Source organism: Pseudomonas sp. BF-B-26 (assembly GCF_019956495.1).
Taxonomy (GTDB): domain Bacteria; phylum Pseudomonadota; class Gammaproteobacteria; order Pseudomonadales; family Pseudomonadaceae; genus Aquipseudomonas.
In genome coordinates this window covers 13,154-25,851 of record NZ_JAHBDP010000033.1, presented here as the reverse complement: position 1 = coordinate 25,851, position 12,698 = coordinate 13,154, and the positions used below count along the sequence as shown (strand labels likewise).

Sequence of the window (12,698 nt, the reverse complement as noted above, 5' to 3'; positions counted from 1 at the left end):
ATCGCGCTGTTCCAGCGCGGTTCCCGGATTTGTCCACCCCATCTCAGGCTTTCAAGGCCCCTTCATCGACGGCAACCTTCAGTGCCTTGGCGGCGTCCTGGGCGGCAACGGCGGCAACGTCCGAGGTCTTGAACCAACGATCCTTCTCGACCTGGTGATAGGTCACGGTGGTCAGCGGTGGTTTGGCGCGCATGATAATGACTGCCTGGAATTCGCCTTCGACTTCTCTGGCTTCGCCCCGGATAAAAAATTCACCGATATCAAATTCCGTCACGTAGCCGCCTTCCCTTGAAAATATTCTGATGTTTTGAACGCCGCCCGCCCTGGGGACGGGTTTCATTGGTCGGGCAGTATGGCAGTAGTTGCATGCTGGCGGCTGAGTTAAGTCGCCGGCATGACGAAGCGTCTATGGAAATGAACGTGGCGGAACCGTCAATCACGTAACTCGAGCGAGCGCGCAAGGGCGCAGGCTTCGTTATGATTACCGCGGAAACCTCTGACGCGACCGGTGGAAGTTTCCTTGATATGAAAAAAGGCATTGCCGGCCAGAATGACCTGAAAGCGTGGCCGGGCGGGCTCTTCAGGGTAGTATTCATGCGGTTGAAACATCCCGGGGGGCAGTGTTGTCGAGCTGTTCGTGTTAGGCGCCTGAGGGTGAGCAAAATGTGTCAGCGTGCACATATGAAGTCCTTTTCGTTGTTTTACCGACGTGCGTACGTGGTTTTGGGTAGTCTCGAAGAGCATCGCTGCTCTAGAATCACCGTCAGTGTTTGGCGATCGATGTTCATCTAAAGCAATTTTTTGCTGGCGATATGTCGGAAAAGTGCTTTTGTTAAAGAGATTTTTCCCTAAAGTTGGTAGTCCCGTTTTTCTGGCCGTCGGAAGGGCTTTTTCCTTCAACCTCTGACGAACGCCAGGCAAGACGACGTGAGTGCTGTTCCAGTAGTCTTCTCAAGCCTCGCGATGGATGAGCCCTCTGCTCGTTTCAGGATTTCAACCCGGGTCTTTTTGCGACACCTTCGGCATTGCCGCTTTTTTCTGCTGTGCGCTGGTTTAGCGTGCAGCATCATTTTCATATGTGGGGATGTTTCCTTGGCAGTAAGTAATCTCGATATGCATGCTTTGTTCGTGCTGGGTGATTTGCGCGCAAAGCTGGTTAAACAGTTCCAGTCACGTTTTGTTTACATCACCGAACAGAACGCTGAAGGCATTTATATTGCCGAGATCGACACCGAAGAGGCGCTGGTGGTTGATGACAAGCCGGGGCTTAAACTCAAGGTCGGCGATCATTTCAGCGCCTCTGTATTGCCCAGTCGCGAAGGCGGCAAGCTGGACATCAAGTTCCGTGAAATCAAACTGACGGTGTACGGCCTGGGTGATTACGCGTTCGTCACCACCGCTGATGGCCACGGGATCGTGTTCAAGGAAGGTCATGGCGTGGTGATGGTGTTCGCCGCTCACCAGCAGTTGCAGGAAGGCCTGACCAAAACCCTGAAGGCCGTGACGGCCAAGGCGGCCAAGTGGCGCAAAGGGGAACTGGTCACCTTCAAGGCCAGCGAGTAATGACCCTGACCCGCGCCGACTTCCACGAACAGAACCAGGCCAGTGCGCAAGCCGAAGCCCAGCGGATGTTCGACCAGAAGGCTGTTTTGCAAGGTGCATGGCTGGGTTGGGTGGCGTCACAGATCTATACGTTGCGGCCGGCGGAGTACGCCAGCATGGTACGAAGAGCGTTGGCGCGCTTGCAGGAACCTTCCGAAAACTGATTGACCTCCCTCGAAAGCAGGAACCTCTACTACAGTCAGTGGACTGAGTATTCAGAGGCTTTGCGGTCTTCTGCCAGGCCATCCTGCTATTGCTGTGAACAGCACGAGGTGCAAAAGCATGAACGGATTTCGACGGTTGCTGGCCGCTACCCTGGCCACTTTCGGATTGTTGGCTTCACCCGTTTCGGTGTTCGCTGCCCAGGCGCCGATCCACTTCGCCGACCTGAACTGGGAAAGCGGCAGCCTGATCACCGATATCCTGCGGATCATCGTCGAGAAGGGCTACGGGCTGCCGACCGATACCTTGCCGGGGACGACCATCACCCTGGAGACCGCGCTGGCCAACAATGACATTCAGGTGATTGGCGAAGAATGGGCCGGTCGCAGTCCGGTCTGGGTCAAGGCGGAGGCAGAAGGCAAAGTCGCGAGTCTCGGCGATACGGTCAAGGGCGCCACCGAAGGCTGGTGGGTACCCGAATATGTGATCAAAGGCGACCCGGCGAAAGGCATCAAGCCGCTGGCGCCGGGCCTGCGCAGTGTCAGCGACCTGCCGAAATACAAAGGCGTGTTCAGCGATCCGGAAACTCCGGGCAAGGGGCGCTTCCTCAACAGCCCGATCGGCTGGACGTCGGAAGTGGTCAACAAACAGAAACTCAAGGCGTATGGGCTGGACGACAGCTATGTGAATTTCCGCAGCGGTTCAGGGGCAGCACTGGATGCGGAGATCAGTTCTTCGATTCGACGCGGCAAACCGGTGTTGTTCTATTATTGGTCGCCAACACCGTTGCTCGGCCGCTTCAAACTGATTCAGCTCGAAGAGCCGCCGTTCGACGCCGATGCCTGGAAAACCCTGACCGACGCCGACAACCCGAATCCGAAACCGACGCGCTCACTGCCCTCGAAGCTGTCCATCGGCGTGTCCACGCCATTCCAGAAACAGTATCCGCAGATTGCCGAGTTCTTCACCAAGGTCGACTTGCCCATCGATCCATTGAACAAGGCACTGGCCGAGATGAGCGAAAAACACACTCCGCCACGGCAGGCGGCGCAGGCGTTCATGAAGGCGCACCCGGAAGTGTGGCAGGCCTGGGTGCCCAAGGATGTGGCCGACAAGGTGTCTGCAGAATTGAAGTAAAAAGTGGGCCATGGCGGAACAAAGTCAGCGATCAGTGCTGGTGGCCGTCCGCCATTGCTGACGAATACCCTTACAAAATCGTGCAAGTAAGTTCATCCTGCTGCGACATTTCACGCTGGAAGTCCGAACATGAGCCTATTGATCGCGCAATGGATGGCTGCCATCTTCCTGTTGATCAGCCTGATCCACCTGTACTGGGCGGCAGGTGGCAAGTTGGGTAGCGAGGCGGCGGTCCCGCGAATATCCGCAGAGGGCGGCGGGGAATCCAGGCCGGCCTTCAAACCTTCAGGCTTTGCCACGTTGCTGGTGGCGGTGGGGTTGCTGCTGATTGCGATGCTGGTGTGCTTGCGGGTCGGGCTGTATCTGCCGACGGTGCAGCACTGGTCGCTGCAATGGGTGATCAGCGCCATTGCGATGCTGATGTTCGCCAGGGCGATCGGCGATTCGCATCTGATGGGGTTCTTCAAGCAGGTGAAGGATTCGAAGTTTGCCCGGCTCGACACCTGGGCGTATTCGCCGTTGTGTGTGGTGTTGGGGGCGGGGTTGTTGGCAGTCGCCTGGATTTGAGTCAACCGGACTATCGCATTCGCGAGCAAGCCCGCTCCCACATTTGATCTCCGTCGGACACAATTCTGTGTTCACTGAAAATCTACTGTGGGAGCGGGCTCGCTCGCGAAGAGGCCCTTACAATCAATACAAATCTGCGAACTTAACTCCCGCTCTCCGTGTGCCGACTGCTCACCTCAGCCGGCACATCATCTCCCGCCATACGCTTGCGAAACAGCGCCGCCCGCGCCAGCAGCAACGTGGTCACCGGCACCGTAATCGACAACAGAATCGGAATCAGCCAGGCATGCAGCACCGGCCCGGATTTGAGTGCCGAAAAGTAAATGATCGAGGCCAGCGCCACGCACCAGGCGCCCAAGGTCGATGCCAGCGCCGGCGGGTGCATGCGCTGGAAGTAGTCCTTCATCCGCACCAGGCCAATGGCGCCGATCAGCGCAAACAGACTGCTGAGTACCAGCAGGATCGCCACCGGAATTTCAACCCACAGAGACAGTTCAGCGCTCATTCGATCACCTCGCCACGCAGCAGGAATTTCGCCAGGGCAAACGAGCCGACGAAGCCGAACAGCGCAATCAGCAGCGCCGCCTCGAAGTAAGTGTCACTGGCATAACGAATGCCCAGCGCCAGCATCATCAGCATCGCGATGATGTACAGGTAGTCCAGCGCCAGAACCCGGTCCTGGGCCGACGGCCCCTTGAACAGCCGGATCAGGGTCAGAATCATCGCCAGCGAAAAGATGAACAGGCTCAGCAGGATTGCGTTCGACAGCAAGGCGCTCATTCGAAGATCTCCATCAAGGGGCGCTCGTAGGTCGCCTTGAAGTGCTGGATGAACAGCGCTTCGTCATCCAGATCGAAGACGTGCAGCAACAAAATGCTGCGGTCCAGCGCCAGTTCCGACCACACGGTGCCGGGAATCACCGTGCAGATCATCGACAGCGCCGCCAGGCCGTTGGCGTCGCGCAAGTCCAGCGGCACCTTGATGAACTGCGAGCGCGGTGGACGGCGACCGGCGTTGAGCACGCCCCAGGCCACGGTGAGGTTGGACACCACCACATCGCGACCGACCAGAAAGAACAAACGCACAATCACCCCCGGCCGACGAATACGAACTGGCAGCGGTCGCAGCTTGCGCATCATCAACGGCGCACAGAACCCCAGCACTGCGCCCAGCAGCAGATTGCCGGGACTCATCGACAGGTTCAGCACCAGCCACAGCAACCACAGGGCCAGCGACAACCAGGGAGCAGGAAACAGCCGCTTCATGGTGTGACCTCCGCTACCGCGGCTTTGGCTTCCGGGCTTGGAATCGCACGGGTGCCGAGCACCGCCATCACGTATTGCTGCGGATTGTTCAGCGCTTGGGCGGCCGCCTGGGTGTAGCGCAGCAGCGGTTCAGCCTTGAAGGTCAGCGCAATGCTCAAGCCCAACAGCGCAATGATCGGCACGCATTCGAAACGTCGCAGCAACGGCGACGGCCGTTCCTCGGGCGTCCAGAAACGCTGGATGCCCAAGCGCGAGAAGGCGATCAACGACGCCAGCCCGGACAGGATCAGCAACGCCAGCAAGCCCCACGCAGCATTTGAAATCGGCTCATCGCCGCCATTGCCCAGGCCCAACGGATTGAGCAGGGCGCTGAGCAACCCGAGTTTGCCAATGAATCCCGAGAGCGGCGGCATGCCGATGATCAACAGCGAGCAGGCAATGAAGCTCAACCCGAGGAACGCCATGGTCCAGGGAATCACCTGGCCGACCACGGCTTTCTGCTCGTCATCGAGGTTGATGCCTTTGGGCGGCTGCAAGGATTCCATCGGTCGCGGCAGATCGCCGTCATCGAAAAGCGGCATTTCATTGGCCGAACGCGAACGCTCGATCAACTCGGCCAACAGGAACAACGCGCTCAACGCCAGGGTCGAGCTGACCAGGTAGAACAGCGCCGCGCCGATCAGGTTGGGCTGGGCGAAACCGATGGCCGACAGCAGAATCCCGGCGGACACCAGAATGCTCAGGCTGGCCAGGCGCTCCAGTCGTTGTGCGGCGAGAATCGCCACGGCGGCGCAGACGATGGTCGCCATGCCGCCGTAGATCAGCCAGTCGCCGCCAAAGTACGCCGACGCGCCGGCCTGACCAGAGAACAGCAGGGTCCACAGACGTAGCAAGGTGTAGACGCCGACCTTGGTCATGATCGCGAACATTGCCGCCACCGGTGCGCTGGCTGCGGAGTAGGCCGGCACCAGCCAGAAGTTCAGCGGCCACATCCCGGCCTTGGCCAGGAACGCCACGGCCAGAATCCCCGCGCCGGCATGCAGCAGGCCGCGATCGGCTTCCGGCACCAGCGGAATTTTCAGCGCCAGGTCGGCCATGTTCAGGGTGCCGGTGACGCCGTAGATCAACGCCGCGCCGATCAAAAACAGCGACGAGGCCAGCAGGTTGATCGAGATGTAATGCAGCCCCGACGATACCCGCGACCGACCCGAACCGTGGAGCATCAGGCCATAAGAGGCCGCCAGCAACACTTCAAAAAACACAAACAGGTTGAACAGGTCCGCCGTCAGGAATGCGCCGTACAGGCCCATCATCTGAATCTGGAACAGCGCGTGGAAACTCGAACCGGCGCCGTCCCAGCGGGCCATGGCGAACAGCAAGGCGCTGACGCCGATGATCCCGGTCAGCACCAGCATCAGCGCCGAGAGTCGATCGACCACCAGCACGATACCGAACGGCACCTGCCAGTTGCCCGGCAAGTACACGCCGATGGAGCCGGGGACGCCCGTCTCCTGAGTCCATTGCAGCAACAGCACGGCAATGCCCAACCCCACCAGGCTGGAAAACAGGTTGATCTTGGCCTTCAGCGGACGGTGTTTCTCCCCCAGCATCAGCATCATGGCGGCGGTCAGCAGCGGCAGCAGAATCGGTGCAGCGATCAAATGCGGCATCAGATTCATTCTTTAGGCTCCCGGCCATCCACATGGTCGGTACCGGTCAGGCCCCGGGAAGCCAGCAGCACCACCAGAAACAACGCAGTCATGGCGAAACTGATCACGATGGCGGTCAATACCAGCGCTTGCGGCAGCGGGTCGGTGTAGTGCAACAGGTCCTGAGGCACGCCGTCCTTGATGTTCGGTTCCTTGCCGATGAACAGACTGCCCATGCTGAAGATGAACAGGTTGACGCCGTAGGACAGCAGGCACAGGCCCATCACCACCTGAAACGTCCGTGGCCGCAGGATCAGCCAGACGCCGGACGCGGCCAGCACGCCGATGGCGATTGCGATGACTTCTTCCATCAGACGGTTCCTTGCATGGCGACGGATCGAGGCAGGGCAGCGGTCTTGTGACCCCGTACCGATTGGTGGGCGAGGGCGGTGAGAATCAACAGGGTCGAACCGACCACCACGGCGTACACGCCAATGTCGAAGAACAGCGCACTGGCGATGTGAACGTCACCGAGCACCGGCAGTCCAAAATGCCAGGTGTGGGTGGTCAGGAACGGATACCCGACGGCCATCGCCCCGAGCCCGGTGACCGTGGCAAACAGCAGGCCCGTGCCCATCCAGCGTAACGGTCGCAGGCTCATTTGCGCCTCGACCCACTGAGTGCCAGCGACCATGTATTGCAGGATGAACGCCACCGACATCACCAGACCCGCGACAAAGCCGCCGCCCGGCTGATTGTGGCCGCGCATGAACAGGTAGACCGATACCACGAACGCGATCGGCAGCAGCAGGCGCACCAGCACCGCCGGCACCATCATGAAACCGAGCGCGGTGTCGCTGGCGTGACGCGGGTTGACCAGATCGGTGACCACGTCCGGTGCCAGCAGACGCTGCTGGGCGGGCAACTGCAGGCTTTCTTTTGGCGGGCGGAAGCGTCGCAGCAGGGCAAACACGGTCAGCGCCACGGCCACCAGCACGGTAATTTCACCGAGGGTGTCGAAGCCGCGGAAGTCCACCAGCATCACGTTGACCACGTTGCTGCCGCCGCCTTCGGGCAGGGCGCGACTGAGGTAGAACGAGGAAATATCGTTCGGCGTCTGACGCGTCAGCATCGCGTAGGCCAGCAACGCCATGCCGCCGCCGACCACGGTCGACAGCAGCAAGTCGCGGATACGGCGGATGCGCGCCTTGCGCAGGGTGCTCGGCAACGGCGACACCTCTTCGATCCGTCGAGGTAGCCAGCGCAGACCGAGGAGGATCAACACCGTGGTCACCACTTCCACGGCCAATTGCGTCAGCGCCAGGTCTGGCGCCGAGAACCAGACGAAGGTGATGCAGGTCATCAGGCCGCAGACGCTGACCATGGTCAGGGCCGCGAGCCGGTGATACTTGGCCTGCCATGCCGCGCCGAGGGCGCAGGCAATCGCCAGCAGCCAGAGGGTCACGAACACGATCGAACCCGGAATCTTCGGCCGGTCGCCCCAGCTCAGGCTGCTGTGGAGCATCGGGATCAACCCGGCCAACACGGCCGCGAGCACCACCAGGAACAATTGGGTTTGCAGGCGCTTGGTGCTGATCCGCCGCTCGAAACGACGGCCCAGGCGCATCATGATCACCAGGCTGCGTTCGAACAGGCGCTTGCCGTTGAATCGGCCAATGATTGGCGGGTACTTGAAACGCCCGTGTTTGAGCTGATTGCGCAACAGCAGATAAAGCACGATGCCGCAGGACATGGCGATCAGGCTCATGATCATCGGCGCGTTCCAGCCATGCCAGATCGCCAGGCTGTATTCAGGCAAGGTGCCGCCCACCACTGGCAGGGCCGCCGCGGCCAGCAACGGGCCGACCACCTGCGCCGGGAAAATCCCCACGACCAGGCAGGCGAACACCAACAACTCCACCGGCGCGCGCATCCAGCGTGGCGGCTCGTGTGGGGTGTGTGGCAAGTCGGTGGCGGTCGGGCCGAAGAACACGTCGACGGTAAAGCGCAGCGAGTAGGCGACGCTGAAGGTCCCGGCGATGGTCGCGACGATCGGCAGCGTCATCTCGATCCAGGCTGTGGCATTGATGAACACGGTTTCGGCGAAGAACATCTCTTTGGAGAGGAAACCGTTGAGCAGCGGCACGCCGGCCATGGAAGCGCTGGCGACCATGGCCAGGGTGGCGGTGAACGGGATCAGCTTGACCAGGCCGCTGAGCTTGCGAATGTCCCGGGTGCCGCTTTCGTGGTCGATGATCCCGGCGGCCATGAACAGCGAGGCCTTGAAGGTCGCATGGTTGAGAATGTGGAACACCGCGGCCACAGCGGCCAGCGGACTGTTCAGGCCCAGCAGCAAGGTGATCAGACCGAGGTGGCTGATGGTCGAGTAGGCCAGCAAACCTTTGAGGTCGTTCTGGAACATCGCGCAGTACGCGCCGAGCAACAGGGTGCAGGCACCGGCGCCGCTGACGATGTAGAACCATTGTTCACTGCCGGACAGCGACGGCCACAGTCGTGCGAGGAGAAACACCCCGGCCTTGACCATGGTCGCCGAGTGCAGATAGGCCGAAACCGGTGTCGGCGCCGCCATGGCGTGGGGCAGCCAGAAGTGGAAGGGGAATTGCGCGCTTTTGCTCAGGGCGCCGATCAGGATCAGGGGCAGCAGAATAGGGTAGAGGGCGTGTGCGCGAATCAGGTCGCCGGCGGCCAGGACCTTGTCCAGGTCATAGCTGCCGACCACATGGCCGAGCAGCATGACCCCCGCCAGCAGACACAAACCGCCTGCGCCGGTGACCATCAGCGCCATGTAAGCACCGCGTCGCGCATCGGCGCGGTGGTGCCAGTAGCCGATCAACAGGAATGAAAAGAGGCTGGTCAGCTCCCAGAAAAACACGATCTGGATCAGGTTGCCGGAGATCACCAGCCCGAGCATGGCGCCCATGAACGCCAGAAAAAACGCGAAGAACCGCGGCACCGGATCGTCCGGCGACATGTAGTAGCGGGCGTACAACGAAACCAGCGTGCCGATGCCCAGGACCAGCATCGAGAACAGCCAGGCGAACCCGTCCATGCGCAGGACGAAGTTCAGGCCCAGGCTGGGCAACCAGAAAAATTCTTCGCGGATCACGCCGCCATCGGCGATTTGCGGGTACAGCAGGGCGACCTGGACGGTGCCTATCAAGGCAACCAGGCCCGCCAACAAAGATTCGGTGTTACGCGCGTTGTGCGGCAGCAAGGCTGCCAGACAGCTGCCGATAAAAGGCAGAAGCAGTAGAACTATCAGGGACATAGGCTTCTAATCTGCGGAAGTTTGTGAAGCATCATACGTGCCAGCTCCCGGATCACCAAACGCCAAGCTGTCGCAGAATCCTACAAGGTAGACGGAAAAAACCTGATTCACATTGTTTCAAAGTTCTGTATGCCGCAGGTCTGGCCCCTTCGCGAGCAGGCTCGCTCCCACAGGGATTGCGCTAACCCTGTGGGAGCGGGCTTGCTCGCGAAGGCTATCTATCAGGCGCCACACATATTGCAGTTTAACCCTGTGTTTCCCGCTCCAACTCTTCCTCAGCCGCCGCATTCTTCCCCTTGGTTTTCAACTCACTGACAATCACCGCCGCCACAATCAATCCCGCACCCACCAGCGCAATCGCCGGCAACCGCTCCCCGGCAATCCTTCCGACAATCCCGGCCCACACCGGCTCACCGGCATAGATCAGCGTCGCCCGGGTCGGCGAAACGCTCTTCTGCGCCCAGTTCATCGCCACTTGAATCGCCGCACTGGCCGCGCCCAAGCCCAACGCGCTGCATAACAGCAGCCAGGAGAAGTCCGGAATCCTTTCCTGAGTCGGCACCACCATCAAAAACGCCAGCACCGAGGTGACCGCCAATTGCACCACCGTCACCCGTCGCACATCGACCTGGCCGGCATAGGTGCTGATCAGAATGATCTCCGCCGCAATCGCCACGGCGCTGATCAACGTGGCGATTTCGCCAGGGCTGAAATTGAACGAGGCACCCGCCGGTCCTGACAGCAACATCAACCCGGTAAACGCCAACATGATCCCGATGCTCGGCATCAACCCCGGACGCCGTCCCAGCACCAGCCATTGCAGCAACGGCACAAAGGGCACGTACAACGCGGTAATAAACGCCGACTGACTGCTGGGAATGCTCTGCAACCCGACGGTCTGCAAACCATAACCGAGCATGATCGCCACGCCGATAAAGGCCCCGGCCTTCAATTCGAACAGGGTCAGATCACGCAGGTGTCGCCAGGAAAACAGCGCAACAATGATCGCCGCCGCGGCAAAGCGCAGGCCAACGAAGAACATCGGCCCGCTGACGGTCATCGCATGTTGCACCAGCAAGAAGGTGCCGCCCCAGACCATGGTGATCAGCACAAGCACGCACTCGGCCTTGCTGAACCGCGAGAAACGGGAGGAAGTGTGAGGGGTATTCACCGACGTCATGAGCTTGCGCGCTACCTGAAGGGGGACGCACAATGCGCCGAATGTTGCGCAGTATACTGCCCAACCCCACCGAGTGAGCAATATAGTGCACAAAGATTCCACGCAGCGGGCTTCGGTCCTCCAGCACGTCAGCCAGAACGTTCGACGCTTGCGCCACGCCGCCGACATGAGCCAGGCGACGCTGGCGGAAAAATCCGGCGTCAGCCGCCGGATGTTGGTGGCCATCGAGGCCGGCGAGAAGAATGTCAGCCTGACCACCCTCGACCGCGTGGCCGAAGCGCTCGACGTCGCATTCAGCGACCTGATCCAGGCCCCGGATGCCCGCGACCCGAGCCGCATCAACGAAGTGGCCTGGGCCGGGAAGATTCCTGGCAGCAAAGCCGTTTTACTGTCCAAAGCCACGGCTACCCGCGAGGTGGAACAGTGGGAATGGTGTCTGCAACCAGGGGAGATTTATCCGTCGCAACCGGACGCCGAGGGCTGGAGTGAGCAGATCTACGTGTTCGAAGGCTGCCTGACGCTGATGCTGGGTGAAACACCCCATGAGATCGCTGCCGGCGAGTTCTACATGTTCGCCAGCAATCAGCCCCATGCCTATCGCAACGATGGGCCGGTGACGGCGCGGTTTGTGCGAAATGTGGTGATTTGATCGGCGCTGATTTCGCCACGTCAAACACATATATACCTGTTACTTCTTACAGTAGACGATTGGCCTCGGATCCAGATATTGATGAGTGCACCGGTGGATGACGGTCCACTCCTCAACATTGGGTTCATATATGTCTATTCATCACAAAAAGCCGTCAGCGCTTTTACCTGCACCCGTACTGCCGGTGGCCTGCGGCGACATTGTCTTTCTCGAAGATGTCGTAGCCGGCGCTCAGGTCAAAATTGTATTGAACCGGGGTGTCTATCCGGGCATCCAGGTGACCCTCGAATACAACAATGGCGGCACTTCCAAAACATTAACGGCCCCACTTACTGGTGGTGGGGCATTATTTGTGATTCCTGCTTGCGCGTTTATTAACAGTGTGGGAATGCGGATTCGGTATTGGGTCGACGATCCATTCCAACAAAGCGAAGTGCTCGAATTAGGCGTGTCGATGCGCTTGTGAGGCAGGCCTGGCTGTTGGCAGGGGAACCGTGATTGAATATATTGCATTTTTTAGTGAGTGTGTTTTCGTTGAATAAGCCATAAGTAGCTGATTAATAACCCTATTAATAACCCTATTAATAACAGGCACGACTTCTGTAACTGATCTGGGTATTCACCCGCAATGATGGGGCCGTGGCCGCACGGTTTGTTCGTAATGTTGTGACTTGACCTCCTACCGCTGATCGGAAAGGGTGGGGTACCTGTTATTTCTGACAGTAGACGGGCGCAGTAATTGTCTTTCAAATGGCCTTCAGCGCGCTGCTATTTTGTCCTGGTCCATCAGGCAACCAGGTCGGTCGAACGTCAACTGAAAGGAATTGGAGAAATGAACTTATTACCGCTTGTTGTTCCAGAAGCTGTAGATGGAGTGATCAACCTGAAAGATGTTCCAGATGGTGCTACCGCTCGCATTCCTGAGCCTCCTAATCACACACCAGACGACCTTATCAGCGTGTTTATTGCAGATAAGGAGATGGTTTCGGATGCACCTGTCGGAGAGTGGGTCGATGGTTTTTTTTCAGTAAACATATCTAGAGTGCACTTGCTTGAACATACTGGGCCGCAAAAAAAGTTCAGTTACATTATTTATTATGGTGGAGCTAACGCAAGCTTCTCTGATCCAATCTATTACCATGTCGCGCACTAACTAATAGTTGTATTGGTTGACGAAATGCTCGACTTTCGCGAAGAG

At 59.2% G+C, this 12,698-nt stretch carries 15 protein-coding genes and 1 pseudogene; 7 read left to right on the top strand and 9 right to left on the bottom strand.

What is annotated here, in order from left to right:
* Positions 1 to 43: 43 nt before the first annotated feature.
* On the bottom strand, positions 44 to 274 hold the full coding sequence (locus KGB03_RS02560) for a hypothetical protein (RefSeq protein ID WP_008151675.1): 231 nt from the start codon (positions 272 to 274) through the stop codon (positions 44 to 46).
* A gap of 158 nt (positions 275 to 432) precedes the next feature.
* Positions 433 to 681, bottom strand: coding sequence for a hypothetical protein (locus tag KGB03_RS02555; RefSeq protein WP_111452117.1), 249 nt, complete (start codon positions 679 to 681; stop codon positions 433 to 435).
* 411 nt (positions 682 to 1,092) lie between these two features.
* Between KGB03_RS02555 and KGB03_RS02550 the strand changes: the two genes are divergently transcribed.
* The 4 genes from KGB03_RS02550 (at position 1,093) to KGB03_RS02535 (ending at position 3,468) form a co-directional block, all read left to right on the top strand.
* Positions 1,093 to 1,563 (top strand): hypothetical protein, encoded by a 471-nt coding sequence (locus KGB03_RS02550; protein ID WP_076031578.1) that lies wholly within the window; start codon positions 1,093 to 1,095, stop codon positions 1,561 to 1,563.
* A complete protein-coding gene (locus KGB03_RS02545) occupies positions 1,563 to 1,766 on the top strand; it encodes a hypothetical protein (protein ID WP_046048120.1) in 204 nt (67 codons plus the stop codon). The genes KGB03_RS02550 and KGB03_RS02545 overlap by 1 nt, the downstream gene beginning before the upstream one ends.
* Positions 1,767 to 1,884: 118 nt before the next feature.
* Positions 1,885 to 2,901: an ABC transporter substrate-binding protein gene (locus KGB03_RS02540; protein ID WP_218538736.1), complete on the top strand. Its 1,017-nt coding sequence runs from the start codon at positions 1,885 to 1,887 to the stop codon at positions 2,899 to 2,901.
* Positions 2,902 to 3,030: 129 nt separating this feature from the next.
* Complete coding sequence (locus tag KGB03_RS02535; RefSeq protein WP_111452120.1) at positions 3,031 to 3,468, top strand: DUF3995 domain-containing protein; 438 nt, start codon at positions 3,031 to 3,033, stop codon at positions 3,466 to 3,468.
* 142 nt (positions 3,469 to 3,610) lie between these two features.
* Here KGB03_RS02535 and KGB03_RS02530 read toward each other — a convergent pair whose 3' ends face one another.
* The 7 genes and pseudogenes from KGB03_RS02530 to KGB03_RS02500 form a co-directional block, all read right to left on the bottom strand.
* Positions 3,611 to 3,973, bottom strand: a complete 363-nt coding sequence (locus tag KGB03_RS02530; protein WP_223526245.1) for a Na+/H+ antiporter subunit G — start codon at positions 3,971 to 3,973, stop codon at positions 3,611 to 3,613.
* Positions 3,970 to 4,248, bottom strand: coding sequence for a K+/H+ antiporter subunit F (locus KGB03_RS02525; RefSeq protein WP_008151692.1), 279 nt, complete (start codon positions 4,246 to 4,248; stop codon positions 3,970 to 3,972). Before KGB03_RS02525 ends, KGB03_RS02530 begins: the two co-directional genes overlap by 4 nt.
* Complete coding sequence (locus tag KGB03_RS02520; RefSeq protein WP_218538737.1) at positions 4,245 to 4,733, bottom strand: Na+/H+ antiporter subunit E; 489 nt, start codon at positions 4,731 to 4,733, stop codon at positions 4,245 to 4,247. Before KGB03_RS02520 ends, KGB03_RS02525 begins: the two co-directional genes overlap by 4 nt.
* A complete protein-coding gene (locus KGB03_RS02515; RefSeq protein WP_218538738.1) occupies positions 4,730 to 6,412 on the bottom strand; it encodes a monovalent cation/H+ antiporter subunit D in 1,683 nt (560 codons plus the stop codon). The genes KGB03_RS02520 and KGB03_RS02515 overlap by 4 nt, the downstream gene beginning before the upstream one ends.
* Positions 6,409 to 6,753 (bottom strand): Na+/H+ antiporter subunit C, encoded by a 345-nt coding sequence (locus KGB03_RS02510; RefSeq protein ID WP_007935994.1) that lies wholly within the window; start codon positions 6,751 to 6,753, stop codon positions 6,409 to 6,411. Before KGB03_RS02510 ends, KGB03_RS02515 begins: the two co-directional genes overlap by 4 nt.
* Positions 6,753 to 9,671, bottom strand: a complete 2,919-nt coding sequence (locus KGB03_RS02505) for a monovalent cation/H+ antiporter subunit A (protein WP_218538739.1) — start codon at positions 9,669 to 9,671, stop codon at positions 6,753 to 6,755. The genes KGB03_RS02510 and KGB03_RS02505 overlap by 1 nt, the downstream gene beginning before the upstream one ends.
* Before the next feature lie 244 nt (positions 9,672 to 9,915).
* Positions 9,916 to 10,942, bottom strand: a pseudogene (locus KGB03_RS02500) (DMT family transporter).
* On the opposite strand from KGB03_RS02500, the gene KGB03_RS02495 reads away from it, so the two are divergent.
* The 3 genes from KGB03_RS02495 (at position 10,937) to KGB03_RS02485 (ending at position 12,653) form a co-directional block, all read left to right on the top strand.
* Positions 10,937 to 11,500 (top strand): helix-turn-helix domain-containing protein, encoded by a 564-nt coding sequence (locus tag KGB03_RS02495; RefSeq protein ID WP_192407777.1) that lies wholly within the window; start codon positions 10,937 to 10,939, stop codon positions 11,498 to 11,500. The pseudogene KGB03_RS02500 and the gene KGB03_RS02495 sit on opposite strands and share 6 nt — an antisense overlap.
* Before the next feature lie 130 nt (positions 11,501 to 11,630).
* Complete coding sequence (locus KGB03_RS02490; protein ID WP_223526243.1) at positions 11,631 to 11,966, top strand: hypothetical protein; 336 nt, start codon at positions 11,631 to 11,633, stop codon at positions 11,964 to 11,966.
* 366 nt (positions 11,967 to 12,332) lie between these two features.
* Positions 12,333 to 12,653 carry a hypothetical protein gene (locus KGB03_RS02485; protein ID WP_223526241.1) on the top strand — a complete coding sequence of 107 codons (321 nt, stop codon included), beginning with the start codon at positions 12,333 to 12,335 and terminating at the stop codon, positions 12,651 to 12,653.
* Positions 12,654 to 12,698 lie beyond the last annotated feature (45 nt).

Bases quoted from the DNA above. Each gene is read 5' to 3' on its own strand.
- KGB03_RS02555 (WP_111452117.1), bottom strand. From the start codon at position 681: ATGTGCACGCTGACACATTTTGCTCACCCTCAGGCGCCTAACACGAAC.
- KGB03_RS02545 (WP_046048120.1), top strand. From the start codon at position 1,563: ATGACCCTGACCCGCGCCGACTTCCACGAACAGAACCAGGCCAGTGCG.
- KGB03_RS02540 (WP_218538736.1), top strand. From the start codon at position 1,885: ATGAACGGATTTCGACGGTTGCTGGCCGCTACCCTGGCCACTTTCGGA.
- KGB03_RS02535 (WP_111452120.1), top strand. From the start codon at position 3,031: ATGAGCCTATTGATCGCGCAATGGATGGCTGCCATCTTCCTGTTGATC.
- KGB03_RS02530 (WP_223526245.1), bottom strand. From the start codon at position 3,973: ATGAGCGCTGAACTGTCTCTGTGGGTTGAAATTCCGGTGGCGATCCTG.
- KGB03_RS02525 (WP_008151692.1), bottom strand. From the start codon at position 4,248: ATGAGCGCCTTGCTGTCGAACGCAATCCTGCTGAGCCTGTTCATCTTT.
- KGB03_RS02520 (WP_218538737.1), bottom strand. From the start codon at position 4,733: ATGAAGCGGCTGTTTCCTGCTCCCTGGTTGTCGCTGGCCCTGTGGTTG.
- KGB03_RS02515 (WP_218538738.1), bottom strand. From the start codon at position 6,412: ATGAATCTGATGCCGCATTTGATCGCTGCACCGATTCTGCTGCCGCTG.
- KGB03_RS02510 (WP_007935994.1), bottom strand. From the start codon at position 6,753: ATGGAAGAAGTCATCGCAATCGCCATCGGCGTGCTGGCCGCGTCCGGC.
- KGB03_RS02505 (WP_218538739.1), bottom strand. From the start codon at position 9,671: ATGTCCCTGATAGTTCTACTGCTTCTGCCTTTTATCGGCAGCTGTCTG.
- KGB03_RS02490 (WP_223526243.1), top strand. From the start codon at position 11,631: ATGTCTATTCATCACAAAAAGCCGTCAGCGCTTTTACCTGCACCCGTA.
- KGB03_RS02485 (WP_223526241.1), top strand. From the start codon at position 12,333: ATGAACTTATTACCGCTTGTTGTTCCAGAAGCTGTAGATGGAGTGATC.